Annotated in this window: 22 protein-coding genes; 10 read left to right on the top strand and 12 right to left on the bottom strand. The window is 69.1% G+C overall.

The features are described from left to right. The first annotated feature begins 156 nt into the window (after positions 1–156). The 3 genes from ABZ716_RS13135 to ABZ716_RS13125 all read left to right on the top strand — a co-directional run bounded on the left by ABZ716_RS13135 (position 157) and on the right by ABZ716_RS13125 (position 3162). On the top strand, positions 157–1269 hold the full coding sequence (locus ABZ716_RS13135; RefSeq protein WP_358958637.1) for a pyridoxal-phosphate dependent enzyme: 1113 nt from the start codon (positions 157–159) through the stop codon (positions 1267–1269). Positions 1270–1366: 97 nt separating this feature from the next. Next, positions 1367–2176 carry an isocitrate lyase/phosphoenolpyruvate mutase family protein gene (locus tag ABZ716_RS13130; protein WP_358958635.1) on the top strand — a complete coding sequence of 270 codons (810 nt, stop codon included), beginning with the start codon at positions 1367–1369 and terminating at the stop codon, positions 2174–2176. A gap of 44 nt (positions 2177–2220) precedes the next feature. Next, positions 2221–3162 carry an EamA family transporter gene (locus ABZ716_RS13125; RefSeq protein ID WP_358811085.1) on the top strand — a complete coding sequence of 314 codons (942 nt, stop codon included), beginning with the start codon at positions 2221–2223 and terminating at the stop codon, positions 3160–3162. A gap of 15 nt (positions 3163–3177) precedes the next feature. On the opposite strand, the gene ABZ716_RS13120 is transcribed toward ABZ716_RS13125, so the two are convergent. From ABZ716_RS13120 to ABZ716_RS13105, 4 genes are all read right to left on the bottom strand, one after another. Then, a complete protein-coding gene (locus ABZ716_RS13120) occupies positions 3178–3957 on the bottom strand; it encodes a trypsin-like peptidase domain-containing protein (RefSeq protein ID WP_358958632.1) in 780 nt (259 codons plus the stop codon). Between the two features lie 8 nt (positions 3958–3965). Next, entirely contained in the window at positions 3966–5039 is a 1074-nt protein-coding gene (locus tag ABZ716_RS13115) for an alpha/beta hydrolase-fold protein (RefSeq protein WP_358811087.1), read from the bottom strand. A gap of 193 nt (positions 5040–5232) precedes the next feature. Then, positions 5233–6369: an alpha/beta hydrolase-fold protein gene (locus ABZ716_RS13110; RefSeq protein ID WP_358958630.1), complete on the bottom strand. Its 1137-nt coding sequence runs from the start codon at positions 6367–6369 to the stop codon at positions 5233–5235. A 122-nt stretch (positions 6370–6491) separates the two neighbouring features. Continuing rightward, positions 6492–6929, bottom strand: a complete 438-nt coding sequence (locus ABZ716_RS13105; protein WP_358958628.1) for a MarR family transcriptional regulator — start codon at positions 6927–6929, stop codon at positions 6492–6494. Positions 6930–7006: 77 nt separating this feature from the next. Here ABZ716_RS13105 and ABZ716_RS13100 point away from each other — a divergent pair, with 77 nt between their 5' ends. The 5 genes from ABZ716_RS13100 (at position 7007) to ABZ716_RS13080 (ending at position 10797) form a co-directional block, all read left to right on the top strand. Next, positions 7007–7984, top strand: a complete 978-nt coding sequence (locus ABZ716_RS13100) for a superoxide dismutase (RefSeq protein ID WP_358958625.1) — start codon at positions 7007–7009, stop codon at positions 7982–7984. Between the two features lie 44 nt (positions 7985–8028). After that, the gene (locus ABZ716_RS13095; protein ID WP_358958622.1) at positions 8029–9216 is read left to right on the top strand and encodes a hypothetical protein; all 1188 of its coding nucleotides are present in this window, start codon (positions 8029–8031) and stop codon (positions 9214–9216) included. A gap of 43 nt (positions 9217–9259) precedes the next feature. Then, positions 9260–9841 (top strand): Uma2 family endonuclease, encoded by a 582-nt coding sequence (locus tag ABZ716_RS13090; protein ID WP_358811092.1) that lies wholly within the window; start codon positions 9260–9262, stop codon positions 9839–9841. A gap of 276 nt (positions 9842–10117) precedes the next feature. After that, the gene (locus ABZ716_RS13085) at positions 10118–10393 is read left to right on the top strand and encodes a hypothetical protein (RefSeq protein ID WP_358958620.1); all 276 of its coding nucleotides are present in this window, start codon (positions 10118–10120) and stop codon (positions 10391–10393) included. Further along, positions 10390–10797 (top strand): PIN domain-containing protein, encoded by a 408-nt coding sequence (locus ABZ716_RS13080; protein WP_358958617.1) that lies wholly within the window; start codon positions 10390–10392, stop codon positions 10795–10797. Before ABZ716_RS13085 ends, ABZ716_RS13080 begins: the two co-directional genes overlap by 4 nt. Before the next feature lie 220 nt (positions 10798–11017). Here ABZ716_RS13080 and ABZ716_RS13075 read toward each other — a convergent pair whose 3' ends face one another. The 6 genes from ABZ716_RS13075 to ychF all read right to left on the bottom strand — a co-directional run bounded on the left by ABZ716_RS13075 (position 11018) and on the right by ychF (position 21252). After that, positions 11018–12046, bottom strand: a complete 1029-nt coding sequence (locus ABZ716_RS13075) for a hypothetical protein (protein WP_358958615.1) — start codon at positions 12044–12046, stop codon at positions 11018–11020. Further along, positions 12043–13323 carry a CHAT domain-containing protein gene (locus ABZ716_RS13070; RefSeq protein WP_358958613.1) on the bottom strand — a complete coding sequence of 427 codons (1281 nt, stop codon included), beginning with the start codon at positions 13321–13323 and terminating at the stop codon, positions 12043–12045. The genes ABZ716_RS13075 and ABZ716_RS13070 overlap by 4 nt, the downstream gene beginning before the upstream one ends. Before the next feature lie 3 nt (positions 13324–13326). After that, entirely contained in the window at positions 13327–16899 is a 3573-nt protein-coding gene (locus ABZ716_RS13065) for a type I restriction endonuclease (RefSeq protein WP_358958611.1), read from the bottom strand. After that, the gene (locus ABZ716_RS13060) at positions 16899–18143 is read right to left on the bottom strand and encodes a restriction endonuclease subunit S (protein WP_358958608.1); all 1245 of its coding nucleotides are present in this window, start codon (positions 18141–18143) and stop codon (positions 16899–16901) included. Before ABZ716_RS13060 ends, ABZ716_RS13065 begins: the two co-directional genes overlap by 1 nt. Continuing rightward, the gene (locus ABZ716_RS13055) at positions 18140–19885 is read right to left on the bottom strand and encodes a class I SAM-dependent DNA methyltransferase (RefSeq protein WP_358958606.1); all 1746 of its coding nucleotides are present in this window, start codon (positions 19883–19885) and stop codon (positions 18140–18142) included. The genes ABZ716_RS13060 and ABZ716_RS13055 overlap by 4 nt, the downstream gene beginning before the upstream one ends. A gap of 278 nt (positions 19886–20163) precedes the next feature. Next, positions 20164–21252, bottom strand: a complete 1089-nt coding sequence (gene ychF / locus ABZ716_RS13050; protein ID WP_358811094.1) for a redox-regulated ATPase YchF — start codon at positions 21250–21252, stop codon at positions 20164–20166. 232 nt (positions 21253–21484) lie between these two features. Between ychF and ABZ716_RS13045 the strand changes: the two genes are divergently transcribed. Further along, the gene (locus ABZ716_RS13045) at positions 21485–21886 is read left to right on the top strand and encodes a DUF6542 domain-containing protein (RefSeq protein ID WP_358958727.1); all 402 of its coding nucleotides are present in this window, start codon (positions 21485–21487) and stop codon (positions 21884–21886) included. A gap of 29 nt (positions 21887–21915) precedes the next feature. Here ABZ716_RS13045 and ppgK read toward each other — a convergent pair whose 3' ends face one another. Both ppgK and ABZ716_RS13035 read right to left on the bottom strand, forming a co-directional pair. Further along, on the bottom strand, positions 21916–22665 hold the full coding sequence (gene ppgK, locus ABZ716_RS13040; RefSeq protein WP_358811096.1) for a polyphosphate--glucose phosphotransferase: 750 nt from the start codon (positions 22663–22665) through the stop codon (positions 21916–21918). A 32-nt stretch (positions 22666–22697) separates the two neighbouring features. Further along, on the bottom strand, positions 22698–23705 hold the full coding sequence (locus ABZ716_RS13035; protein ID WP_358958604.1) for a 4-hydroxy-3-methylbut-2-enyl diphosphate reductase: 1008 nt from the start codon (positions 23703–23705) through the stop codon (positions 22698–22700). Positions 23706–23791: 86 nt separating this feature from the next. On the opposite strand from ABZ716_RS13035, the gene ABZ716_RS13030 reads away from it, so the two are divergent. Continuing rightward, complete coding sequence (locus ABZ716_RS13030; RefSeq protein ID WP_358811097.1) at positions 23792–25165, top strand: APC family permease; 1374 nt, start codon at positions 23792–23794, stop codon at positions 25163–25165. The last annotated feature ends 31 nt before the right edge of the window (positions 25166–25196 follow it).

Genomic DNA, 25196 nt, shown 5'->3' with positions numbered 1-25196 from the left:
GAAACCACGGAAAGACGTGCTCATGACAATTTCTTGGGCCCAACCCGCCGCGTTCTCAAAAAGGTTGGCCCACCCGTGCGCCATCCCACAAGGGCCCCACGAACGCGTAACATCCGTGCCATACGACAGCCATGAACGAGCAAAGGCGCTCCGCACATGTCGCACGCACTTCCTGGTTACCTCTGCCCCGAGGACGGCACGCGCGCGGATGTCCGGACCGCACCGTGGTGCTGCCCCGTCTGCGGCGGCCCGTGGGACCTGGACTTCACACCCGATCCGGCCATCGCGCTGGAGCCGGCCGCCGGACCGCACTCGCTGTGGCGGTACGCGCCCGCACTGCCGCTGCCGGGGGCGTTCTCGGTCACCCTGTCCGAGGGCCACACCCCGCTGCTGCCGCTCGGGGAGCGCGTTCACGCCAAGCTCGACTTCCTGATGCCGACGCTGTCCTTCAAGGACCGGGGCGCGGTGATGCTCGCCGAGCTGGCCCGGCGGCTGGGCCCGGAGCGGGTGGTCGCGGACAGCAGCGGGAACGCGGGGACCTCCGTGGCGGCGTACTGCGCGCGGGCCGGACTGCGGTGCGAAGTCTTCGTGCCCGCGGACACCTCGGAGAAGAAGACCGGGCAGATGCGGGCGCACGGGGCGGCGGTACGGCTCGTGCCGGGCGGCCGCGAGGCCGCGGCGGAGGCCGCCCGGGCGGCGGCGGACGCGCCGGGCGTCTTCTACGCCAGCCATGTCTTCAACCCGTACTTCCTGCACGGGACGAAGACCTACGTCTACGAGGTCTGGGAGGCGCTCGGCGGCCGGCTGCCCGAGGTGCTGGTCGTCCCGGTCGGCAACGGCACGCTGCTGCTGGGCGCGGCGCTCGCGGTGGCGGAGCTGGAACGGCGGGGCGTACGGGCGCCCGTGCTGGTCGGGGTGCAGGCGGAGGCGGTGTCGCCGCTGGCGGCGGCCTTCGCGGCGGGGGCGGAGGAGGCGGAGCCGGTGGAGCAGCGGCCGACCCTGGCGGAGGGCATCGCGATCCCGGCGCCGCCCCGGGCGCGCCAGATCCTGGCAGCGGTCCGCAAGTCCGGCGGCACGATCCTGACGGTGTCCGACAGCCGGATCCGCGATGCCCAGCGGGACCTGGCCGCGCGCGGGCTGTTCGTGGAGGCGACGGCCGCCGCCTGCTGGGCGGCCGTGGGCCCCGGCGCCCCCACGGACCCCCTCAAGGGCCGCACGGCGGTCCTGCCCCTGTGCGGCGCGGGCGCGAAGACGGGCCTGGCGCCGTAGCCGGGCGGGACCCGGCTGCGTCCGCGGCGGGGACCGCGTCCGCGTACAGGTCGGAAAACCGCCAGACGGGCGCCCCGCGCTCTGGTGAACTGACCGCATGATCACCGCACTTGAGAAGGCCGCCGCCTTCGCCGCCCTGCACACCCCCACCGCCCCCCTGCCGCTGGCCAACGCCTGGGACGTGGCCAGCGCGCGGATCACCGAGGCCGCCGGGGCTCCCGCCGTGGCCACCACCAGCGCCGGAGTCGCCTGGTCCCTCGGGGCGCCCGACGGTGACGCCCTCGCGCGGGACCGGGCGCTGGACCTCATCGCCCGCGTGGCCCGCGCCGTCTCCGTCCCCGTCACCGCCGACATCGAGGGCGGCTTCGCCGCCGACGCCGCCGGGGTCGGGGAGACCGTCGCCGGGGTACTGGCCGCCGGTGCGGTCGGCGTCAACATCGAGGACGGCAACCGCTCCCCCGCCGAGCACGCCGAGCGCCTGGCCGCCGCCCGCGCCGCCGCCGACGCCGCCCGGGTCCCGCTGTACATCAACGCCCGCGTGGACACGTACCTCTTCGGCCTCGGCGAGAGCGCGACCCGCCTCGACGAGACCCTCGCCCGCGCCGCCGCCTACCTCGCCGCCGGCGCCAGCGGCGTCTTCGTCCCCGGAGTCACCGACCCCGCCGTCATCGGGGAGCTCGCCCGGGGCATCGACGCCCCGCTCAACGTCCTCGTGGGCCCCGGCGCGCCCTCCGTCGCCGAGCTCGGCGCCCTCGGTGTCGCCAGGGTCAGCCTCGGCTCCGGGGTGGCGGAGGCCGCGTACGCCGTCGCCCGCCGCGCCACCGAGGAACTGCTCGGCGGCGGCACCTACGGCTCCCTCGCCGGGGCCCTCCCGTACGGGGAGCTGAACGCCTTGATCAAGGGGTGAGAAACCGGGAAGCGTGCAGTGGGCACCGATCATAGGATCCGGTCATGAGCACCTCGATACCGGCCGAGCCGGCGAAGGCGGACCCCGGCACCTCCCGGCGCGGCACCAGCGGAGCCGTCTGGTCCGCCCTCGGCGTGGTGTACGTCGTCTGGGGCTCGACGTACCTCGGCATCCGGATCGCCGTCCAGACCATGCCGCCGTTCCTCTCCGCGGGGGCCCGCTTCATCACGGCGGGCCTGGTGCTGGCCGGCATCGTCGCCTGGCGCTACGGGCCGTCCGCGCTGCGCGTGACCCGCGCGCAGCTCGGCTCCACGGTGGTGGTCGGCCTGCTGCTGGTGCTCGGCGGCAACGGCCTGGTCGTGCTGGCCGAGACCTCGGTGCCCTCGGGGCTGGCGGCGCTGCTGGTGGCTTCGGTGCCGATGTGGGTCGTGGTGCTGAGGACGCTCACCGGGGACCGGCCGCCCGTGCGCACCCTGCTCGGGGTGCTGGTGGGCCTCGCGGGGCTGGCGGTGCTGACCAGTCCGGGGCTGAGCGGGGAGGTCCGGCTGTCCGGGGTGCTGCTGGTCCTGGCGGGGGCGCTCTGCTGGTCGCTGGGCTCCTTCAGCGCCGGGCGGCTGCCGCTGCCGGGGAACCCGTTCACGGGCAGCGCGTACCAGATGGTGTGGGGCGGGCTCGCCGGTGTGCTCGTCGGGCTGGTGCGCGGGGAGCAGCGCGGGCTGGACCCCGGCTCCTTCTCCACCGCCTCCTGGCTGGCCCTGGGGTACCTGGTGCTGATCGGTTCGGTCGTCGCTTTCACGGCGTACGCGTGGCTGCTCCAGGCGGCGCCGCTGTCGCTGGTGGCCACGTACGCGTACGTCAATCCGGTGGTGGCCGTCGCGCTGGGGGCGCTGATCCTGGACGAGCCGCTGACCCTGCCGATCGTGCTCGGCGGTGCCATCGTGGTGGCGGCGGTGGGCGTGATCGTCAGCACCGAGCGCCGGACGTAGCCATGGCGGCCCTGGTCAGCCCCGGGCGGCGGCCTCGTAGAGGGCCCGGGCCCTCTCGTCGAACAGCGCCGCCGTGGAGTCCACGTCGGTGTTGCCGCCGCTGAGCACCCCGATGAGCCGTCCCGGCTGGCCGACGCCGCCGCGGTCGGCGATCCAGGGGCTGCCGCTGGTGCCCGTCCAGAAGCCCGCGCAGCTGATGTACAGCATGTCGGGGTCGTCGGTGTCGTGGCGGGTCTGGGTGGTGCAGGAGACCGGCCGGTTCTGCGGGTTGTGGTCGGACTCCGGGTAGCCGATGACGGTGACCTCGCGCTCGTACCCGGAGGTCCAGTCCGGCTTGGGCGCCTCGCCCCGGCCGACCCGCTGCTGGAGGCTGCGTCCGTCCCCGTCCGGCTCGACGGTGAGGAAGGCGAAGTCGGCGGTCTCGTCGCCCCACTTCGTCCACCGCTCGTCCACGTGGATCGAGCGGACCTTCCACACGCCCAGCGGCCGGTCGCCCGAGCCCTCGCCGGAGAAGGCGGGCGCGAAGGCGAGCTCGCCGATGGCCAGCCCGTCGTGCGCCGCCTCACCGGGCCGGCCGTCCTCGCCGGCCGGGGCCACGCAGTGGGCGGCGGTCGCGACGACGTTGCCCTTGGGGCTGTCCACCACGCTGGCCGTGCACCAGTGCTCGCCGTTCGCCATGAGCACGCCGACGGTGGGGAAGGGGTGGACGGGCTGCTCGGCGGACGCGCCGAGGAGGACGACGGCGCACGCCGCCACGATCCCCGCGGCGAGGGCCGCCGCCGTCGCACCCTTCACCACCGGGCTCATCGCACGCCGGGCTCGGGTACCGGTGCCTGCATCACCTTGCTGATCCACTCCAGCGAGCCCTCCCTCATCCCGCGTACATACGATTTTCCGTTGTGCTCACCATCCTGGATCACCTGGAGCCGGGTGTGCACGGGGCCCCTGCCGTACTCCTTCATGAACTTCTCCGCCAGATCCCGGCCGCTCTCCTTGGTGCCGATCTGGAAGCTGATGTAGACGTCCGGCCCGCCCTCCTCGATCAGCTTGGCGGCGAGCTTCTCGGGGTTGTTCGCGTCCATCTCCGCCTGGTGGCCCTTCCAGAGCGGGGAGTCCGGGACGAAGTCCACGCCGCTGGCGATGACGGCCTTGAAGCGTTCGGGGTACTTCAGCACGTCCTTGAAGGCGCCGAAACCGCCCGAGGAGGAGCCCATGAAGGCCCAGCCGTCACGGGAGGTGAAGGTGCGGAAGTTGGCCTTCGCGAAATCCGGGACGTCATCGGCCATCCAGGTGCCCATCTTGGGCTGTCCGGGGATGTCGGAGCCGTCGTAGTGGTGCTTGGTGTCGGCGTTGATCACCGGCATGACCAGGATGAAGGGGAGGCTGGTGCCCTTCTTGACCCCGTCGATCACGGCCTGCTGGAGGCCGAGGCCGGGGCCCGTGCCCCAGTAGTTCTTGGGGTAGCCGCGGCCGCCGGGCAGGGCGATCATGACCGGGAAGCCGCTCTTGGCGTAGCGGGGCTCGTCGTACTCCTTGGGGACCCACACCCACACGTCACCCGTGAAACCCGACTTCTTGCCGGTCAGGGTGGTCATCGCGATCTGCGTGCCGTCCGGCAGCCGGCTGGTGCGGACGAACTCGGACTTGGGGCCGGTGGGCATCAGCACCCCGGGGCGGATCTCCTCGGTGGTCGCCGACTCCTGGATCTTCCCGAAGGAGACGGGATCCCCCAGGTCGGTGAAGAGGCCCGTCTCGTACGCCGTACCGCCTCCGGCCGCCAGGACGAGGGCCAGACCGGCGCCGATCAGGATCCGCCGCTTCCGCGGGCGGTGCGCGGGGCGGCGGCCGCCGTCGCCGCCTTGCTGGTCATACTGCACGGATTTGTTCCCGTTCCTTCTCCGGCGCCCTGGTTGGGCGGGGGTCGGACCGATAGGTCCCCCTTATCGCTTCTACAGAGGTGTCAACGACCGTAGGGGTTGCCTGGGACCGGGGCGACGTGGCGAGGGCCACGTGGCGGACGCCTGTACGGACGCCTCGTGCGGCGGCGTCCGCGGAGGATCCCGGTTCGGGTCAGCCGGCCTCGGGCTTCGGGCCCTTCATCACCTTGCTGATCCACTCCAGCGAGCCCTCCTTCATGCCGCGCACGTAGTGCCAGCCGTTGTGCTCGCCGTTCTGGATGTCCCGGATGGTCGTCTTCACGGGACCCCTGCCGTACTGCTGGACGAATTTCACCATCCGGTCCTTGCCGGTCTCCTTGGTGCCGACCTGGAAGTTGACATAGACGTCCGGGCCGCCCGCCGCGATCAGCTTCTCGGCCAGCTTCTCGGGGTTGTTCGCGTCCATCTCCGCCTGGTGGCCCTTCCAGAGCGGGGAGTCCGGGACGATCTCGCCGCCGCTGGCGATCACGGCCTTGAAGCGGTCCGGGTACTGCAACACCGTCTTCATGCCGACGAAGGCCCCGGAGGAGGAGCCCATGAAGGCCCAGCCGTCCCGGCTCTTGTAGGTGCGGAAGTTGGCGCGGGTGAAGGCCGGGACGTCCTCGGCGATCCAGGTGCCCATCTTCGGCTGGCCGGGGATGTCGGCGCCGTCGTAGTAGTACTTGTTGTCCGGGTTGAGCACCGGCATGATCACGATGAAGGGCAGGCTGGTACCGGCCTGGACGCCCTCGCTGATCGCCTTCTGGAGGCCGAGGCTGCGGTCGGACCAGTAGTTCGCCGGGAAGCCGTTGCCGCCGGGGAGGGCGATGAGGACCGGGAAGGCGCTCTTGGCGTACTTCGGGTCGTCGTACTCCTTGGGGGTCCACACCCAGACGTCGCCCTCGAAGCCGGACTTCGCACCGGCCAGGCGGGTCTTGGCGATGACCGTGCCGTCGTCGAGCTTGGCGGTCTGCCTGAACTCCGAGCGGGGGCCGGCGGGCAGCTGCACGTCCGGGTCGCCGGTGGGCGTGGGAGGAGCGGAGGGGGGCGCGCCGTTCTTCGCGGAACCGCTGCCGCCGTCCGGGGCGGGGGTGGACCGGTGGTCCTTGCCGAAGCTGACGGTCTGGCCGTTGCCGTCGAACCACTCGTTCTCGTACGCGGCGAAGCCTCCGCCGCCGACGAGGAGCACGAGGGCCACGCCCGCGCCGACGGCTATCGCACGCCGGGACTTCCTGCGGCCCCCGGGCCGCTCGGAGGGGTCGCCGGACGGCTGCTGAGGGTACTGGTGCACGAAGTCGCTCCGAACGGTCTCGACTGCCCCGGTGCGGGCAGCGCGGCGGACATCCCCTTGATTGGTCCTGATGAGCGCATTCTGCGGACAGTTCCCGATCCGGCAAAAACGCGCCGGAAACGTCACTTGAGGGTGTCGAGTACCTCCGCGCAGCGCCCGAGCAGGGTCACGAGCCGCTCGCGCTCCTCGGCGGTGAAGGCGTCCGCGAGCGCCCTCTCCACGCGCACGGCGCCCGCGTCCGCGAGCTCCATGGCGGCGCGCCCCTCGACCGTGAGCCGGGTCTCCAGCACGTTGCGGTGCCATTCGTGCGGGGTCCGCTCGACGAGCCCGCGCTCGTGGAGGTTCTTCAGCACGGTGTTCATCGTCGGCGCCGTGACCCCGCACAGCCGGGCGAGGGCCGCGGCGGAGATACCGGGCTTCTCGGCGAGCCAGAGCAGGGCGGCGTACTGCGGAACCGTTACCGCGGCCGGCTTGCAGGCGGTGGTCTTCGCCGCCATGAGCGCCTGCTCGGCGCGCTTGACGTGCGAGCCGATCCGCTCCTCGGGGGGCATGGAGGTCATGGCGTCATCCTATGACCCTTGCCAATCATTAGAGCTCTAACTACTCTTCGATCACACCTATCCAGAAGGGCACACCCATGCGCAAGCTGTCGTACACCCTCCCCTGCGCCATCCTCCTGACCCTGGCCACCACCGCCCTCACCACCGGCGCCGCCGCCCCCGCCACGCCCCGCGTCGCGACGGCGTTCACCCTGCCCGGGGCGAAGGTCTACCCCGAGGGCATCGCCTCCGACGCCCGTACCGGCACGGTGTACGTGGGCTCGTACGCGGACGGCACCGTCTACCGCGCCCGCCCCGGCGCCCGTACGGCCGAGGTGTTCCTGCCGTCCGGCACCGACGGCCGGCACACGGCCAACGGCCTGCGCGTCGACGCCCGGGGCCGCCTGTGGGTCACCGACTCCACGGCCGGCGTCACGGTGTACGACACCGCGACCGGCGCGCGCCTGGCCCGCTTCGAGGTGGACCCCGCCCTCCCGCACTTCGTCAACGACCTCACCATCACCCCCGACGGCACCGCCTACCTCACGGACAGCGTCCGCGCGGTGATCTACCGGGTCACCCCGGCCGAGCTGCGGGCGGGCTCCGGCACCCTGACGGTGGCCTACGACCTGAGCGGTCACGTCACCCCGCCCCCGCCGGGCCAGTTCACCCTCAACGGCATCACCTCCGACGCGGCGGGCCGCTACCTCCTCGCCGTCGACATGACCGCCGGGGAGCTCCACCGCGTCGACCTCGCCACGGGCGCCCTCAGCCGGGTCACCCTCAGCGGCGGCGACCTCAAGGCCGCCGACGGCCTCGACCTCTCCCCCGGCGGCACCCTCCGGGCGGCCCACAACATCACCAACACCCTGACCCGCTGGCAGCTCACCCCGGACGGCACCCGCGCCCGCCTGCTCCACACCCTCACGGACCCGTCCCTCCAGATCCCCACCACCCTCGCCCACACCCCGGCCCGCACCCTCGTGGTCCGCTCCCAGTTCGACAAGGGCGGCCCCATGACCCCGTCCACGGGCACCCCGACGACGTTCTCCGTCGCCTCGGTCCACGGCCTGTAGCCCGGCCCCGCCGGGCTGTCAGTGGCGGCTGCTTCCATGACGCCATGAGCACCCCGCACACGACCGCCGCCCTCCTCCCCGACCCCGGCCCGCTCCGCGCCCACCTGCGCGCGCTGGCGGTCCTGGACGCGGCGATCAGCGAGGACCCGTCGCTCTGCTCGTACTCCTTCCACCCCGCCTGGGGTCCCGGGGTGGAGGCGGCCCTGATGGACAACGGCTCGGGGGACGACTTCTCGGTCCTCTTCACCCCGGCCGGCGTGCTCATCCGCGGCTTCGACCACGAGTCGCCGATGAGCCCGTACGGCAGGGACGACGCACAGGTGTGGCCCGGCGTCCTCGACGACGTACCCGCCCCGCTCCGCCCGCTCCTCGACGAGCCCGCCTTCTACGACGAGACCATCGGCGCCCCGCCGGCCACCGCCTGCCTGTGGCGCGAGACCGGCGACACCGCCTGGCGCACCGGCAGCCAGGACGCGGACGGCTCCGGCTCCCTCTTCCACCTCCTCACCGACCGCTCCCCCGAAGCCGTCCAGGCCCACTTCGAGGACTGTTACGAGCGCCCCGTCCCCCTCGACGCCATCCGCCACGTCCTCGCCGGGCACCCCCTGACCCTGGCGACCGCCCGGGCCCTCAACCCGGCCGCCCTCTCCGACGAGGCACTGCTGCGCAGGGCCGCCGCACACCCCGAGGTAGCCGACCACCTCGCCTGCGACGGTGAATTCGACCTCGACCGCACCGACCCGATCGAAGCGATCACCCTGCCCAACGGCCTGCCGGTGGACCCGGTCGCCGGCTGCGGCGCGGGCGGCACCCACTACCTCTGCGGCCCGGCCACCCCCGACGGCACCCGCCCCGTCCTCTACACCGACTCCGAGGGCCGGGCCACCCTCCTCGCCGACTCCCTCGCCGAGGCCCTGACCCTCGCCATCGTCCTCCCCTCCTGGCACGACGCCCTGGCGGGCTTCCGCCCCCCGGCCCTCAACGCCGACTACCTCGAGGACAACCCGGACCACCCCACGACCCGCGCCCGCCTCCTCACCATCCTCCGCCTCCCCCCGACCACCGAGGCAGCCGTCCTGCACCACCTCCTCACGACCGCCTCCCGCACCGTCCCCGACGGCTTCCTCCCCCGGGTACCTGGCGACGAGGAGGCCGCCTTCGAACCGATGCTGGCACCGGACGAAGCGGGAAGCCCGGGGTCCCACGACGGAACGACGGGCAGCGCCCGGTGATGATCTCGTGGTCCACGCCTCGCCGAATCGCTACGGTGGAGCCATGACCGCACTGCCCGACTGGATGCGCCCGCCGCGCGCGGAAGGCTGGTTCGCGGAGGACCTCGACCGCCTCCCCGAGGCACCCCGCCACACCGAGCTGATCGATGGAGCACTCGTCTTCCTGATGTCGCCCCAGCGTTCCTGGCACGGACGCCTCGTCACCGCCCTGACCACCGCACTCATGGCGCAGGCGCCGGCCGGCTTCGAGGTCGAGCGGGAGATGACGATCCGCCTCGACGCCCGCAACCGCCCCGAGCCGGACCTCTTGCTGACGGACCTGCCCTACGACCCTGACCGGACGTGGTACGCGCCGGAGGACGTGAAGCTCGTCGTGGAGGCCGTATCCCCGGAGTCCGCCCACCGCGACCGCACCGTCAAGCTCCGCAAGTACGCGGAGGCCGGCATCCCGCACTACTGGTGCGTCGAGGACGAGGACGGGGCACCCGTCGTCCACGTCTACGAGCTCGACCACCCCACCCGCGCCTACGCCCCCGCCGGAATCTTCCGGGGCACTCTCCGGCGCCCGGTGCCTTTCGAGGTCACCCTGGACCTCGACAAGCTCATGCCGCCCCGGGGCAACTGAAAAGTCAGCACCAAGTCAGACGGGAACGCAGCGGGGGCCGGACTCTGACGAGTCCGGCCCCTTCTGTGCTGTGCACCCAGACGTTGAAGCGGAACTCCACCACAACTACTCTGACCTGCGGTTATGCGAGCGCATCCCAGCACCATCCCAGCACGGGATTCACTGCAAAGTACAAAAAGATCCGGAAGCGCCAAGACTACGCATCACCGCCCGCCCTGGATACAGGCCGCGCAGCACTCCAGACGCTGTAATACTTTCTGTACTAGACTTGCAGCCATGAAGTCACCCCGCCCCGGCAGCACGGAGAACATCTCCGTCTCGATGCCCTCGGAACTCCTCGGTGCTCTGCGCACACGTACTGGCAAGCGCGGCGTGTCCGCATATGTGACGGCAGCAGTCCGGCACCAGCTCGCGATGGACGGCCTCGCCGAGATCGTGGCCGCCTACGAAGCCGAGCACGAGCCGCTGAGCGAGGCCGAAGTCCAGGTCGCGCAGAGCGAACTGTTCGGTGACGCACCGGCACCGTACGCGTCGAACGACAGCGCCGCATGAAAGAGCCCGCGGCCAGGTCCCTGGTGCTCGACTCCCAGGCGCTGTCGCTGCTGCTGCGCAACGATCGCCAGATGATCACCCGGATCGAGGCCGCTCGTCGCGTGGGCGTACCCGTCCTCGTGTCGGCCCTGACGGTGGTGGAAGCCGTCTACGGGAAGACGGATACCGCCCGGCTGCGCTGGCTGCTCTCCCGCCTTCAGGTCCAGGACGCCACCCAGGCGGACAGCCTCACGGCGGTGCAGCTACTGAGCGACGCCGGCGGCCTGCACGGCCACAAGTACGCCATTGATGCCCTTGTCGCCGCGATGGCGCTCCGCTCCCCGGCACCCGTCCTCGTACTGACCTCGGACCGCGACGACTGGTCGAAACTGTGCGGCGACGGAGTACAGATCAAGGATGTCTGATCTTGGCGTTCACTCAGCTTGAATCGCGCTGTCTCGCCGACCCCGCAGCTGGGCCCAACGAACCCCATGGGGTCATTTTGAAGAGCCCGGGAGGGTCAAGGTTGAGCGAGCGGTGCGGTGCCACGGTCGGCTGCGCGAGACATGGCGGATGAGCGGTGGCGGCGAACACGAGTTGCGCGAGGGTGCAGTCCTCTGGTGTTGGGGATCTTGGACCGTCTCCTCAGCGCGAGTAGTCCGCGAGGGTGAGTAGAAGGTGTGCCGACTCAGCGCGCACGTGATCGGAATGGGCACCTGCCGGATTGAGGTGGCGCCCGCGAACATACACGTCGGAGGCGTCGACGTTGACGAAACGGTGGTCAAGCGCGGAGTGCGGATACCGCTCATCGAGTGGCAACAGGGTTGTGGTGAACATGGGCGCGGGGGCCGGACCAATTCCGGAGTGCCCGATGCCGGGTTGCTGCTCGGCCCGCAGATGCCAGAACCCTGTCGCCCGGTCGTGACGGGAGTAAGTGGCGACGACAGGCCCCCTCAGCGGAGCGCCATCATGCGCCTCGCTCGGCAGGATGTTCGGAAAGAGCGAGAGGAACGCGTCTCGGCGTGCGGCCATTTGGAATAGCAGCATGCTGTCGGCGGTGAACGGGCGGGATGGCGAGTGGTCCGTCACGCTCCAGCCGAGTGTGTCATCGAGACGGGCGTCTGCCGACCATTGGACCGCCTCGCACAAGAAGCGACAGCCGAATGAGTGCCCGACGAGGTGGAGGTACTGACCGTCTCGGTTGGCGAGCACAGGCGCTGCTCCAGGGTCGGCGCGCTCGGCGTCCAGATAGCCGAGGAGCCGGCCCAGGATGTGGGCGGCATGGCCTCCTCCGTCGCGTGCGCCCATCGCGTGCGCCCGGTCCCGGATCATGCGGTAGCCGGTGGGGGTGACCAGGCTGGAGGATGGCCAGCGCACGACGACACACCATGGGCTGAAGCCCTGGGCAGCTAGGGTCGGATACCGGGCCGGGGCTGTCACAAAGACGTCTTGCGTCAGAGACAACAGTCGCTCAGCGGTGCGGTAGGCGGAGTCGGGCGAGGTCTGCCAACCGTGGACATAGACGACTATGTCCGTCGCCCAGACAGGCGGGGTGAGGCGCTCCGCGAAGTAATGGCGCAGCCATGCCTCGGGCACGGGCTTACCCGTGTCAGCGTCGAGCAGCCAGCCCGTCGCATCCAGGTCAACGACCTCCACCGTGCCGACACGGCTCATGCCTCACCTCCACTTGTCCGATCCAGACGAGCATCCATGCCGCAGTGCAGACCGTAGGCGAACCCCAGGGGGTTTCGGTATCGGGCGGCGAAGTCCCGGGCCAACTCATGAGTGATCTGGCCAGCGGTGGCCGTCCCGCGCAAGTAGCGGGTGACGAACTCGAGGGCGTACTCGGCAGCAAACGCCTGCGGCATCGCGATCTGCGGCCCAAGCACGCCCTGCGCGCCGTGCTCAATGAGCATGCTCCCAAGGAACGCTCGGTCCCCACTCGCCGCGGAGACTCCGGTGTGGCAGGCGTTGAGTAGGACAAACGGTCGGAAACAACCGTGCCGGAAATTTGCCCTTAGCTCACGTACGGTGTGGCCGTCGAAGGAGGTGCCGTCGGTGAGCCTGATGACCAGGGTCGGGGGTTCGGGAACGTTGCCGACGAACTCTCCGTGGCACCAGAAGTACATCAACTGCTCGTCCAGCTCGGGCTTCCCGAGATCACGGACTAGTTCCTCATAAGTCGTTCGCTCGGTGTACTCCGTGCCCTCTGTCAGTGCCTTCGCGACTTCATTCGCACGGGTGGCACTGCCCACCTGGACGTCGTGGTTCAGGCTGACCGTTGGCCGCTGATGCGCTGCTCCGGGCGGCCCGATCCACGCGTAGGCATCACCGGTGTGCTCGATCTGATGCCGATGGCCGAGGAAGCGAGTGAAGAGAACCTCCAAGGTTGCAGGCACGGTGGAATCTTCGGTTGTGCACAGCAGCGGCCAGGGCAGATGCAGATCGGAGTCGAACCGTACCCGCAGACCCTCCCGGGACAAGGCCGAACGCAGAGAGGTGCGGAACATGTTGGTCGGTGCGTCGTCACCACGCAGCAGAGTGCCAAACAGCAGCGATTCACCGCTTCGAGCCAGATCGGCCACTATCCGGCGCAACTCCTCCTCAGGTTCGGCACTAAGGTCCGCGGACGTTGCGTACGGGCGCCGTCGACTCTGCAGAGACCGACCCAGGTCGTCGACCGGCTGGAAATCAACGAACTCCGATTTCCATCGGGCACGGAGCCGGGCCGCCGCCCCATGGACCTCATCGGCCCGGGCATACAGGTCAACCTTGTGCTCGGTGCCGTGGAGTGCCGGAACGGCCGATCCTGACATCCGCGCCCTGATCCGACCTCCACCGAGGACGTCGAAGCTGACGCGGAGGTCGGGAGCCTCCGTCGTCAGGTGCGGCAAGAAGCGGAAGCCGTCGCTAGGGTCCTGAACAATGCGGGTGGTCAATTCGCGGGGCATCGGTCAGGCCCTCCCCGTGCGTGGCCGCAGCTGTCTATTCCCCGACCCGCTGGACTTCGTCTCCGTGATGGACAGATCGGACTCCACCTGCTGCAAGACGGTGCCTGTGTCGTGATGTAGCAGGGTGAACCGGATCCGGTGCGTGCCGGGCTCCAGGGCCGTGAAGCGGAACTGCTCGGATTCGGCGTCTTCAGGGTGGTACGCCATCGTGGCTGGTGTAACCTCCGCGCCACTCAACGGCACGGCCACGATGTCCAGCGCGGGCCGCCCACCCGGGCGGGCCCAGGGATGCTGGGACTCAGCGACCAGCTTCAGTGTCACGTGTACTGGAGTCCCCACACTGGGGTTGTCGTCCAAGAGCGTCAGATGTGCTCGGCAGCGGGGCGGTGCCGAGAGCGCCGGAGGTGCCACGTCAACCGCAACCACGCTGCCGGCGGCTGCATAGGGCTCGACCGCTGCTTCGTAGAAGGCATCCGCGAGCGCAACGATGATCGAGTTGATCGCCGGCCCGTCGGTGAAGAAGTAGTCAGCCATCGCGTTGTGGGCGTCCTGGTTGTCTGCGACTGCCTCCGTGACTGCCGCTTGGAAATCCTGTGACTCCAGGAACTGCTTCTTTGAGTTCACCTTGGTTTGCTGGACCAGGTTCGGGTCGGCGAGCAGCCGCTGCACGAGGCCCTGTACGAACTCCCTGACCTGGGAGGCAGCGAACGTTTCGGCGCCGAAGAGGTCGTTCATCTTGTCTATGACGACCTGAAGCGCGACGTACTTCGGATCCTTCTTCGCCCCCGTGCCGGCTGCGCTGATGCCCTTCAGCTGCCCGTCGCCCACGAGCGAGATGTCGACCGGGATCGCCTTGTTGTGCTTGACTCCGACCAGCACTACGTCGGAGAGATCCACGTCGGCCGCCCAAGCGGACTCGGCAATCACCTTCTCCAGCAGGCGCAGGAAGATCGAGAGCATCTCCATGTAGGGGTCGCCGTAGTCGACGATCTGGGACATGAAGTCGTAGAGCCGTACGTAGGTGGAGACGTCCTTGCGGAACAGGTCGAGCTCCTGGAGCCTTACCTTGTCTTCCTCCTCGATCGCCTGCGCGTAGCGGCGCCGGAAGTCGTGCTGCGCCGGGCTGATCGCCGCCGAGAGAGCGTTGTTGCCCTTCCGTGTCACCCACAGTTCGGCGACCTTGCGGACGTCGTCCTCGGTGTAGATCCCGGCCTGGGCGAGCTTATTGGCCAGGTGGACGACGACATACGGGTCGGTCTCGGTCTCCAGTGTCGCGTTCTTGAAGTACGGCTCGAAGGCCGTCTTGATGTCCTCGGGCTTGTTGGCGAAGTCGATGACGAACGTCTTGCGCTTCTGTTCCCCACCAGCGGTGCGGTGGGTGCGGTTGAGGCGCGAGAGCGTCTGCACCGCGGTGACCCCGGACAGCTTCTTGTCGACGTACATCGCCGAGAGCAGGGGCTGATCGAAGCCGGTCTGGAACTTGTTGGCGACCAGCATGATCTTGTACGTGTCGCCCTTGAACGCAGCCGCCAGATCAGCCCCGGCGCCGGGGTTCATATTGGCCTCGGTGAACTCGTCATCCTTCGACGGCTGCGGACCCCAGTCACTGTGCCAGGTCTCGTCCTCGGGCATCGTCACCCCGCCCGAAAAGGCGACCAGGGTGCGGTAGTTGTACGAAGCGTCCTCGGCGCGGCGCTTGGCGATGTAGGCGTCTATCGCCAGCTTGTACTTCACTGCGGACTTCCGGGAGTCGGTCACCACCATGGCCTTCGCCTTGCCTTCGAGGAGGTAGGCGACGTTGGCGTGGAAGTGCTCGACGATGATCTGCACCTTCTGGCTGACGTTCGTCGGGTGGAGCTGAACCCACCTCATCAGCCCCTTGCGGGCAGCGGCCTCCTCGACCTCGCCTCCGTCCCCGGCCTCGGCCTTGCCGGCGATCTGCAGAGCGGTGTCGTAGGACTGGTAGCCCTTGAGGACGTCGAGGATGTAGCCCTCCTCGATCGCCTGCTTCATCGAGTACAGGTGGAACTCGCGCGGCTTGCCATCGGGGCCCTTGCGGCCGAACAGTTCGAGGGTCTTGTTCTTCGGCGTCGCGGTGAAGGCGAAGTAGGAGATGTTCTCCGATTCGGCCCGCTCGGTCATCTCCGAGGCCAGCACCGACTCCACATCGACATCCCCGCCCTCCTCGATCTCTTTGAGCTCCTCGGTCGTCAGTACCTGCTTCAGCTTCGAGGAGATCTGCCCCGACTGGGAGGAGTGCGCCTCATCCGCGATCACGGCGAATCGCTTGCCCTTCAGGCTGGCGTCGGTCCGGATCTCTTCCAACGCATGCGGGAAGGTCTGCACCGTCACCGCGATGATGAGCTCGCCGCTTTTCAATGCCTGCGCCAGTAGACCCGACTTCGACTTCGCGCCCGCCTTGCGAACGTCCTCGGGGCTGATCGTCGCGACAATCTTCTTGTTTCCGTCGATCTGCCGGATAGCATCCTGCAGCTGGGAGTCGAGTACGGTGCGGTCCACGACCACGATGACGGAGTCGAAGACCTTCTTGTCGTCGGCGTCATGCAGTCGGGCCAGCCCGTGGGCGGTCCAGGCGATGGTGTTCGTCTTTCCTGACCCGGCCGAGTGCTCGATCAAGTACCGGTGCCCAACACCCTCCTCCTTCACCGCGGCGACGATGCCCGTGACGGCCTCCCACTGGTGGAAGCGCGGGAAGAGCATGCTCGTACGCCGGACCGAGGTGCCGGTGGTGACGTCCCACTCCTCTTTGGTCTGCACGATCATCAGCCGCCCGATGATGTTCAGCCAGGCGTGCTTCTCCCAGACCCGTTCCCATAGATACGCCGTCGCCGACCGTCCGTCCCCGCCGGGCGGGTTGCCGGCACCACTGTCCAATCCGATGTTGAACGGAAGGAAGTGGGTCTTCTCCCCTTCCAGCTTCGTGGTCATGGCCGCCAGGCCGTTGGAGACCGCGAAGTGCACCAGCGCCCGGTGACCGAACGAAAGCAGCGGCTCCGGGCGCCCGTTCGTCAGCGGGTTGCGGTCGTGCTTGTACTGGTTGATCGCCTCGTCCAGTGACTGGGTGAAGTCGGTCTTCAGCTCCACCGTGGCCACCGGGAGCCCGTTGACGAAGAACACCAGATCGATCGTGCGCTGGTCGGCTGTCGAGAAGTGCACCTGCCGCACCACCCGCACCCGCATCGCCTCGTAGTGCGCCGTGGTGGTCGCGTTGAGCGAGGTCTCGGGACGGAACTGCGCCATCTTCAACCGGCCGCCACCGATGTACTGAACCCCGTTGCGCAGGATGCTCAGCGTTCCGCCGCCATGCTCCAGTGGCTTGTCCAACGCTGCGGTCAGCACGTCGAGGAACTTCGCCTGCGACCCCGCAGCCTTCAACGCCTTCTCGTACGCCGGTTTCTGCGTCGCCTCCAGCCACGCGAACAGGTCCACCGGGAACAGCGCCCGATCGCGGTCGTACTCGCCGCTGTCGTGGTCGTTCACCGAGTAGAGCCAGCCGCGGGCCTCGAGGTACTCGCAGATCTCCTTCTCGAAGACCGCCTCGTTGTGGTCAGCCATCACGCTGCCTCTCGTACGTCGATCTGCCCCGTCACCGCCGCCGTGATCAACGCCGACCGCCGTTCCCGAGAGAGCTCAATGAACCGCTCGGCCTCGGCGATGAGCGTGTCGATCTTTGCGGTCTGCTCATCCAGATACACAGCGATCCGCCTCTGCTCTTGGATCGCCGGGAGCGGAACGGGTGTCCTGGCCAAGGTGCCGAGGTTCAACCGACGGAACGTCGCACCCATGACCTGGTAGTCCCAATACTCAGCCGTCTGACGTGACAGTAGCGCCCACACGAAAAATCTCGTGTCGACCAGATCCGGCCGCAGTGCAACTCGGACCGTATCTTGCGTCAGATTCGCCCCGTCCAAGTCGTCCGATACGACAGCCACTTTCCCGTACGCCGGGCCGATGGAAACGACGACGTCACCACTCTTGAGAACTGACCGCTTGTACGCGCTCGCAATTTCAGGTGCTGTTGTTCGCAGGGCATCCCTATCCGGAGATTGGCCTTCGCCCTGAATGTCCGACGGCCCGATGTAGACAACCCCACCGTCGACCGGCTCACCACACTGCAGAATTCCGTAGGTCATCGGCCGATCGTGATCGACCAACCGGCGCACCTGAGTCCGCTCGTAGCCATCCAAGGTCTCAGCGACTGTTGCCACGCGACGCTCGCTGAGCATCTCGATCAGCCGCTGCTGCTCCTCGATGAGTGTGTCGATGCGGGACGTCTCGCGGTCGAGGTAGTCGGCGATGGCACGCTGTTCTTCCAACGGCGGCACTGGGATCGCCATGCGGAGGAAGACGTCAGGGTAGATCCGAAGGCGCGATGACCAGATGCCGCGGGAGAGGCGAGTCATCTCCATCACGTACGGGGTCGATCGGTAGAGGTAGTCGTAAAACCCAGGACAGAAGGCTGCGTTCGGACGCGGCCTGTACACACCGTACGCGGGGCTCACAATGCCAGCCTGCTTCGAGACGCCGAGCGCCCCCATCCACGCCCACATCGTGTTGATGACGAGATCGCCCGCGTCCACGAGGCGGTAGCCATCGAGGCTCTCCGCTGCAGTCATCGTCACGTTCTTCTCTGACCTCGGGGTGATCCCGGTCAGATGCGACACGCTGAGAAGTTCCTCTGTGCCTTCGGGCGAGACAGACAGCGACTCTGCCAGGAGTTCTTTGTTTCTGCTCCAGCGCCAGCGGGATGGGACGTTGCCGGCCCAAGCCTGCTCAAGATCAAACTGTGCTTGTGTCATCCCTCAACCTCCCGCAGCAGATCGAGGATCTTGGCGACCTGCTTCTCCAGGTCGGCGTCGATCTCCACGAGCGGACGAGGCGGAACGTACTTGTAGAAGTGCCGCGTGAAGGGGATCTCGTACCCCGTCTTGGTCTTGGCCCAGTCGATCCAGGCGTCGGGAACATGCGGCTTCACCTCCGCATCGAAGTACGCCTGGATGACTTCGCGTTCCGCTGCCGCGCCGACGGTCGAGCCGCCGTAGGTGAAGGGCACGTTCTCGGTGTCACGCTTCTTCGAATCGGGCTTCGGGTCACCCTTGCGGTTGACGACAGGGTTCCCGCCCTCGTCCAGCAGGGGGCGCTCGACGGTGACCGTCCAGTAGCCGAAATCGTCGTTGCGCAGCACCTTGGAGAGCTCGGGATCGGCGTCCTCGAAGTCGGCGTACAGCCGCACGACCTTGGCGCGGTCGGCGTCGCTGATCTCGCGTCCCTTGGCACCGAGGTTCTTGCGCATCTTGGTCCAGAACGAGGTGCCGTCGATCAGCTGCACCTTGCCCTGGCGGTCGGGGTGCTTGGTGTTGTCCAGGATCCAGATGTAAGTGGCGATGCCGGTGTTGAAGAACATGTTGGTCGGCAGGGCGACGATCGCCTCGACGAGGTCGTTCTCCAGCAGCCACCGGCGGATGTTGGAAGGGCCGGATTCGGCGGCGCCGTTGAAGAGCGGAGAGCCGTTCATGACGATGCCGACGCGGCCGCCACCATCCTCGGGTGCGCGCATCTTGTGGGCCAGGTGGAGCAGGAAGAGCATCTGCCCGTCGGATGTCGCGGGGAGGCCCGGTGCGAAGCGGCCGTAGGGGCCGGCGGAGTCTCGCTCCTCCTTGACCGCCTTGGCATACTGCTTCCAGTCCACGCCATAGGGCGGGTTAGACATGCAGTAGTCGAACTGGCGGCCCTTGAAGGCGTCGTCGGTGAGCGTGTTACCGAAGGCGATGTTGGTCGCGTCGTGGCCCTTGGCGAGCAGGTCGGACTTGCAGATGGCGTACGACTGCGGGTTGTACTCCTGGCCGTACAGGCTCAGCTTCGCGTCGGGGTTCTCGGCGAGCAGGTGCTCCTCTGCCAGGGAGAGCATGCCGCCGGTGCCGGCGGTGGGGTCGTACAGCGATCGGATGATGCCGCCCTCGGTGAGGTCGACGTCCTTCTCCGCGAAGAGCAAGTCGACCAGCAGCCGGATCGCGTCGCGCGGCGTGTAGTGGTCTCCGGAGGTCTCGTTCGCTGCCTCGTTGAACTTGCGGATGATGTATTCGAAGGCGTCGCCCATGTCGGAGTTCGACACCACATCAGGGTGGAGGTCGATCTTGCCGAAGGACTTGACGATCTCGCGTAGGAGCCCGGCCTTCTCCAGAGCCAGGATCTCCTGCTTGAAGTCGAAGTACTCGAACACGTCCACGTCGCCGGAGAACCGGTCGATGTAGTCGGCCAGGTTGTCCGCCAGCCCGTCCGCGTCGGCCAGCAAGTTCGCGAACGAGTAGTTGGAGGTGTTGTAGAAGGTCCGTCCTGTGGCCTTCTTGACCTCGACCTTGAGCCGGTTCGGGTTCTCGAACTTCGTTGCCAGCTCTCGCACCGTCGCATGATCGGGTTCAAGGATGCAGTCGAGCCGCCGCAGGATCGTGAACGGGAGGACCACTGTCCCGTACTGGTTGGGGCGATAGGGGCCCCGAAGCTGGTCAGCGATTGACCAGATGAAGCTACCGAGCGTGCTCACAAGTTCCTCACGAAAATCGTCTAGCGGTGCCGATCACTCTGCCAGAGGCAGCAGCCACCGTCCCATGGTTCAGCCACTCACCAGAGTGGAACCCAGCACCAGCAGCCCCTCACCATCCCAGCACGGTACGAATGACCAGGGATGACGACAGGTGACGAGAGGTCAGCCATCCCAGCACCATCCCAGCACGGGAAAAAACAAAGGGCCCGACCCCGAAGAGCCGGACCCTTTCTGACCTGCATGTTTGCCAGATCAGCGACGTGGTGATATGTCAGCCGCTACACGTTGAAGCGGAACTCCACCACGTCGCCGTCCTGCATGACGTAGTCCTTGCCCTCCATGCGGGCCTTGCCCTTCGCGCGGGCCTCGGCTACCGAGCCGCATTCGACCAGGTCGGCGAAGGAGATGACCTCCGCCTTGATGAAGCCGCGCTGGAAGTCGGTGTGGATGACGCCGGCCGCTTCGGGGGCCGTGGCGCCCTGCTTGATGGTCCAGGCGCGGGTTTCCTTCGGGCCGGCCGTCAGGTAGGTCTGAAGGCCCAGGGTGGCGAAGCCGACGCGGCCGAGGGTGGCGAGGCCGGGCTCGTCCTGGCCGACCGACTGGAGGAGCTCCAGGGCTTCCTCGTCGTCCAGCTCGGCGAGGTCCGCCTCCAGCTTGGCGTTGAGGAAGATGGCCTCCGCCGGGGCGACCAGGGCGGACTGCTCGGCCTTGAAGGCGTCGTCCGTCAGCTCGTCCTCGTCGACGTTGAAGACGTACAGGAACGGCTTCGTGGTGAGGAGGTGGAGCTCGTGGAGGAGGTCGCCCTGCTCGGTGCCCTTGGTGATGCCCTGGGAGAAGAGGGTGTCGCCGTTCTCCAGGATCTTCTGGGCCTTCTCCGCCGCCGCCAGGACCGCGGCCTTGTCCTTCTGGAGGCGGGCCTCCTTCGTCAGGCGGGGGACCGCCTTCTCGATGGACTGGAGGTCGGCGAGGATCAGCTCGGTGTTGATCGTCTCGATGTCGTCCTTCGGCGAGACCTTGCCGTCGACGTGGACGACGTTCTCGTCCTTGAAGGCGCGGATGACCTGGCAGATCGCGTCCGACTCGCGGATGTTCGCAAGGAACTTGTTGCCCAGGCCCTCGCCCTCCGAGGCGCCGCGCACGATGCCGGCGATGTCGACGAAGTCGACCGTGGCCGGCAGGACGCGCTGCGAGCCGAAGATCTGGGCCAGGACCGCGAGGCGCTTGTCCGGGACACCGACGACGCCGATGTTCGGCTCGATGGTGGCGAACGGGTAGTTGGCCGCCAGTACGTCGTTCTTGGTCAGGGCGTTGAACAGGGTCGACTTGCCGACATTCGGCAGGCCGACGATTCCGATCGTGAGCGACACGTTGGCGACTTCCCGTAGCTGTATGGGGGCGGCGGCCCGGAGTGGGCCGTCGGACAGTTTACTTTCCTGTGGGCGCGGACGTGGTGGTACGCGTGTCCGGCCGCCCGGGGCGGGGGATCGCGCCTAGGTTGGTCGGGTGGAGCGATACAGAATGCGTTCGGTACGTCACCCGCAGGTGCCCGCCCCGGCGGCGCGGCGCCCCCGGCCCCCCGCCGCCGCGGCCGGCCGGCGGATGCCGCGGCCCCGGCTGACCGGGCTCGGCGGCGGGCTGTTCGCCAGTGCGGCGATGCTGTTCGTCGCCGGGATCTGCTGGCTGCTCTTCGACTCCTCGCTGTTCGCGTACGGGCTGCTCTTCCTGCCCGTGGCCGCCGCGACCGCCCTGTGGGTGCGGCCCGCCGACCTGATCACCGCGCCGGTGAGCGTGCCGATCGCCTTCGCCGCCGGAGTGTGGCCCGTGTCGGGCGGCTCCGGCGGCTTCGGCGGGGAGCTGATGGGGGTGGTGTCGGCGCTGTCCCTGCACGCCGGGTGGCTGTACGCGGGGACGCTGGCCGCCGGGCTGATCGCGCTGGTGCGGCGGGCCGCGCTGAGCGGGCGGCGCAGGGCGGCGAGGCGCAGCAGCCCCGCCGCCTTCTGACCCCGCCGGGGGCTGCTGCGTCGGGCGGACTAGTGCGCCAGGCCGTCCCTCGCCGCCATGGCCGCGCCGACGATGCCCGCGTTGTTCTGGAGCTTCGCCGGGACGATCCGCGCCCGGATGTTCGTCAGGAGGGGTACGAACTTCTCCGGCTTGCGGCTGACGCCGCCGCCGAGGATGAGCAGGTCCGGGGAGAAGAGCATCTCGACGTGGGCCAGGTACTTGTCCAGCCGGTGGGCCCACCGCTCCCAGCTGAGGTCGCCGTCCTCCTTGGCCTTCACCGAGGCGCGGGTCTCCGCGTCGTGGCCCTTGAGCTCCAGGTGGCCCAGCTCCGTGTTGGGGACGAGGCGGCCGTCGCGGAAGAGGGCGCTGCCGATGCCCGTGCCCAGGGTGAGCAGGATGACCGTGCCGGACACCCCGCGCCCCGCCCCGTACGTCATCTCCGCGACGCCCGCCGCGTCCGCGTCGTTGAGGACGGTGACCGGGCGGCCGCCGAGGCGGTCGGAGAGCAGGGCCGCCGCGTCGAGGCCGATCCACGCCTTGTCCACGTTGGCGGCGGACCGGGTCACGCCGTGGGTGACCACGCCGGGGAAGGTGACGCCGATCGGCCCGTCCCAGTCGAAGTGCTTGACGACCTCGACTACGCCTCCGGCCACCCCCTCGGGGGTGGCCGGATGTGGTGTCAGTACCTTGTGACGCTCCTGCGCCGGCTCGCCGCGCTCCAGGTCCACGGGAGCGCCCTTGATTCCCGTACCGCCGATGTCCACACCGAAGATCTGCATGGACCCACCGTACGAACGAGGCGCCGCGCAGGCTACTTGTCGGTGCCCTCGGCCGCCAGTCCGGCGGCTTCGGCGCGCAGGTCGCGGCGCAGTTCCTTGGGCAGCGAGAAGGTGATGGACTCCTCGGCGGTCTTGACGGTCTCCACGTCTTCGAAGCCGCGCCGGGCCAGCCACTCCAGGACCTCTTCGACCAGTACCTCCGGCACCGAGGCGCCCGAGGTCAGGCCGACCGTGGTGACGCCCTCCAGCCACGCCTCGTCGATCTCGCTCGCGAAGTCGACCAGGTGGGCGGCGCGGGCGCCGGCGTCGAGGGCGACCTCGACGAGGCGGATGGAGTTCGAGGAGTTCTTGGAGCCGACGACGATCACCAGGTCGGCGTCGGCGCCCATGGCCTTGACGGCTGCCTGGCGGTTGGAGGTGGCGTAGCAGATGTCGTCGCTGGGCGGGGAGACGAGCAGCGGGAACCTGGTCTTCAGCGCGTCGACCGTCTCCATCGTCTCGTCCACGGAGAGGGTGGTCTGGGAGAGCCAGACGACCTTGGACTCGTCGCGGACGGTGACCTTGTCGACATCGTCGGGTCCGTCCACGATCGTGATGTGCTCGGGGGCCTCGCCGGAGGTGCCGATGACCTCCTCGTGGCCCTCGTGGCCGATCAGGAGGATGTCGAAGTCCTCGCCCGCGTAGCGGATGGCTTCCTTGTGCACCTTGGTGACCAGGGGGCAGGTCGCGTCGATCGTCGCGAGCCGGCCGCGCGCGGCCTCCTCGTGCACCACGGGGGCCACGCCGTGGGCGGAGAACATCACGATGTTGCCCGGCGGGACCTCTTCCGTCCGCTCGACGAAGACGGCCCCCTTCTTCTCCAGCGTCTGGACGACGTACTTGTTGTGCACGATCTCGTGGCGGACGTAGACCGGGGCGCCGTACTGCTCAAGGGCCTTCTCGACGGCGATCACGGCGCGGTCCACGCCGGCGCAGTAACCGCGCGGGGCGGCGAGCAGGACGCGGCGGGAGGCGGGTGCGGGGGCAGTCATACGCTCCATCGTACGGGGGGCTCCAGCAGGCCGGTCGTCCCCCGTCCGGCAGAGACTGGGGCGAACGTCCGTCCTCACCACCCCCCGGAGGAACGATGGCAGCCGCTGTGGATCCCGGTACGGCCGCGCCCCCGGCGCTGCGGCGGAGCCTGGGGTTCCGGGATCTGGTGGTCTACGGGCTGCTCTTCATCGCCCCCATGGCCCCGGTGGGGGTCTTCGGCACGCTGGACGCGAAGTCGCACGGGGCCGTCGCCCTGGTCTACCTCTGCGCGACCGTCGCGATGGGGTTCACGGCCTTCTCCTACGCGCAGATGGTGCGGGTGGTTCCGCTGGCGGGGTCGGTGTTCGCCTACGCCCGCAAGGGGCTGGGCGAGGGGCCGGGGATGGTCGCGGGGTGGATGGCGCTGCTCGACTACCTGCTGATCCCGGCGGTGGCGTACCTGTTCTCGGGGATCGCGATGAACGCGCTGGTGCCGGGGGTCTCGCGGTGGGTGTGGACGGCGCTGGCGGTGGTGGTGACGACCGCGCTGAACCTCTCGGGGGTGCGGGTGGCGGCCCGGGTGGGGTTCGCGGTGCTGGCGCTGGAGATCGTGGTGCTGCTGGTCTTCGTGGTGGCGGCGGTGGCGGTGCTGGTACGGGACGGGGCGCGGCGCGGCTGGCTGTCGCCGCTGACGGGGGACGGTTCGCTGGGCTTCTCGGCGGCGGCGGTGGCGGCCGCGGTGTCGGTGGCGGTGCTGTCGTACCTGGGGTTCGACGCGATCGCCTCGTTCGCGGAGGAGGTGACGGGGGGCGGTGCGCGGGTGGCCCGGGCGGTGCTGTTCTGTCTGGGGCTGACGGGGGTGCTGTTCGTGGCGCAGACGTATCTGGCGGCGTTGCTGGCGCCGTTCTCGGCGGCGGAGCTGGCGGCGGACCCGGCGTCGCAGGGGCCGGCGTTCTACACGGCGGTCGAGGGGTCGGTGGGGGGCTGGCTGCACGATCTGGTGGCGGTGAGCAAGGCGGTGGGGGCGGCCTTCGCGGCGCTGGCCGGGCAGGCGGCGGCCGGGCGGCTGGTGTTCGCGATGGCCCGGGAGCGGCGGCTGCCGGGGATCCTGGCCCGGACCTCGCAGGGCACGCCGAGGGCGGCGCTGCTGGTGGCGGCGGCGGTGACGCTGGTGGCGGCCGTGTGGGCGGCCCGGCGCGACGACGGGCTGGACCACCTGGTGTCCGTGGTGGACGTGGGGGCGCTCGTGGCGTTCACCCTGTTGCACGCGTCGGTGGTGGGCTGGTTCGTGGTGCGGCGGGCGGAGGGCCCGCCGCGCTGGGGCCGGCACCTGGTGGCGCCGGCGCTGGGGGCGGCGGTGACGGTGACGGTGATCGTGGCGGCCTCCCCGACGGCGCAGGCGGTGGGGGCGGTGTGGCTGGCGGTGGGGCTGGGGGTGCTGTTCGTCCAGCGCGGGCGTACGGACGCCGACATCCCGCCGGCGGCCTGAGACGCTGTCAGCGCGGGCGGTTAGCCTGCCT

The organism is Streptomyces sp. NPDC006687, from assembly GCF_040636215.1.
In the GTDB taxonomy this organism is placed as follows: Bacteria; Actinomycetota; Actinomycetes; order Streptomycetales; family Streptomycetaceae; genus Streptomyces.
This window is presented reverse-complemented; position numbering and strand designations above follow the sequence as displayed.

Bases quoted from the DNA above. Each gene is read 5' to 3' on its own strand.
- ABZ716_RS13135 (WP_358958637.1), top strand. From the start codon at position 157: ATGTCGCACGCACTTCCTGGTTACCTCTGCCCCGAGGACGGCACGCGC.
- ABZ716_RS13130 (WP_358958635.1), top strand. From the start codon at position 1,367: ATGATCACCGCACTTGAGAAGGCCGCCGCCTTCGCCGCCCTGCACACC.
- ABZ716_RS13125 (WP_358811085.1), top strand. From the start codon at position 2,221: ATGAGCACCTCGATACCGGCCGAGCCGGCGAAGGCGGACCCCGGCACC.
- ABZ716_RS13105 (WP_358958628.1), bottom strand. From the start codon at position 6,929: ATGACCTCCATGCCCCCCGAGGAGCGGATCGGCTCGCACGTCAAGCGC.
- ABZ716_RS13100 (WP_358958625.1), top strand. From the start codon at position 7,007: ATGCGCAAGCTGTCGTACACCCTCCCCTGCGCCATCCTCCTGACCCTG.
- ABZ716_RS13095 (WP_358958622.1), top strand. From the start codon at position 8,029: ATGAGCACCCCGCACACGACCGCCGCCCTCCTCCCCGACCCCGGCCCG.
- ABZ716_RS13090 (WP_358811092.1), top strand. From the start codon at position 9,260: ATGACCGCACTGCCCGACTGGATGCGCCCGCCGCGCGCGGAAGGCTGG.
- ABZ716_RS13085 (WP_358958620.1), top strand. From the start codon at position 10,118: ATGAAGTCACCCCGCCCCGGCAGCACGGAGAACATCTCCGTCTCGATG.
- ABZ716_RS13080 (WP_358958617.1), top strand. From the start codon at position 10,390: ATGAAAGAGCCCGCGGCCAGGTCCCTGGTGCTCGACTCCCAGGCGCTG.
- ABZ716_RS13075 (WP_358958615.1), bottom strand. From the start codon at position 12,046: ATGAGCCGTGTCGGCACGGTGGAGGTCGTTGACCTGGATGCGACGGGC.
- ABZ716_RS13070 (WP_358958613.1), bottom strand. From the start codon at position 13,323: ATGCCCCGCGAATTGACCACCCGCATTGTTCAGGACCCTAGCGACGGC.
- ABZ716_RS13065 (WP_358958611.1), bottom strand. From the start codon at position 16,899: ATGGCTGACCACAACGAGGCGGTCTTCGAGAAGGAGATCTGCGAGTAC.
- ABZ716_RS13060 (WP_358958608.1), bottom strand. From the start codon at position 18,143: ATGACACAAGCACAGTTTGATCTTGAGCAGGCTTGGGCCGGCAACGTC.
- ABZ716_RS13045 (WP_358958727.1), top strand. From the start codon at position 21,485: ATGCCGCGGCCCCGGCTGACCGGGCTCGGCGGCGGGCTGTTCGCCAGT.
- ppgK (WP_358811096.1), bottom strand. From the start codon at position 22,665: ATGCAGATCTTCGGTGTGGACATCGGCGGTACGGGAATCAAGGGCGCT.
- ABZ716_RS13035 (WP_358958604.1), bottom strand. From the start codon at position 23,705: ATGGAGCGTATGACTGCCCCCGCACCCGCCTCCCGCCGCGTCCTGCTC.
- ABZ716_RS13030 (WP_358811097.1), top strand. From the start codon at position 23,792: ATGGCAGCCGCTGTGGATCCCGGTACGGCCGCGCCCCCGGCGCTGCGG.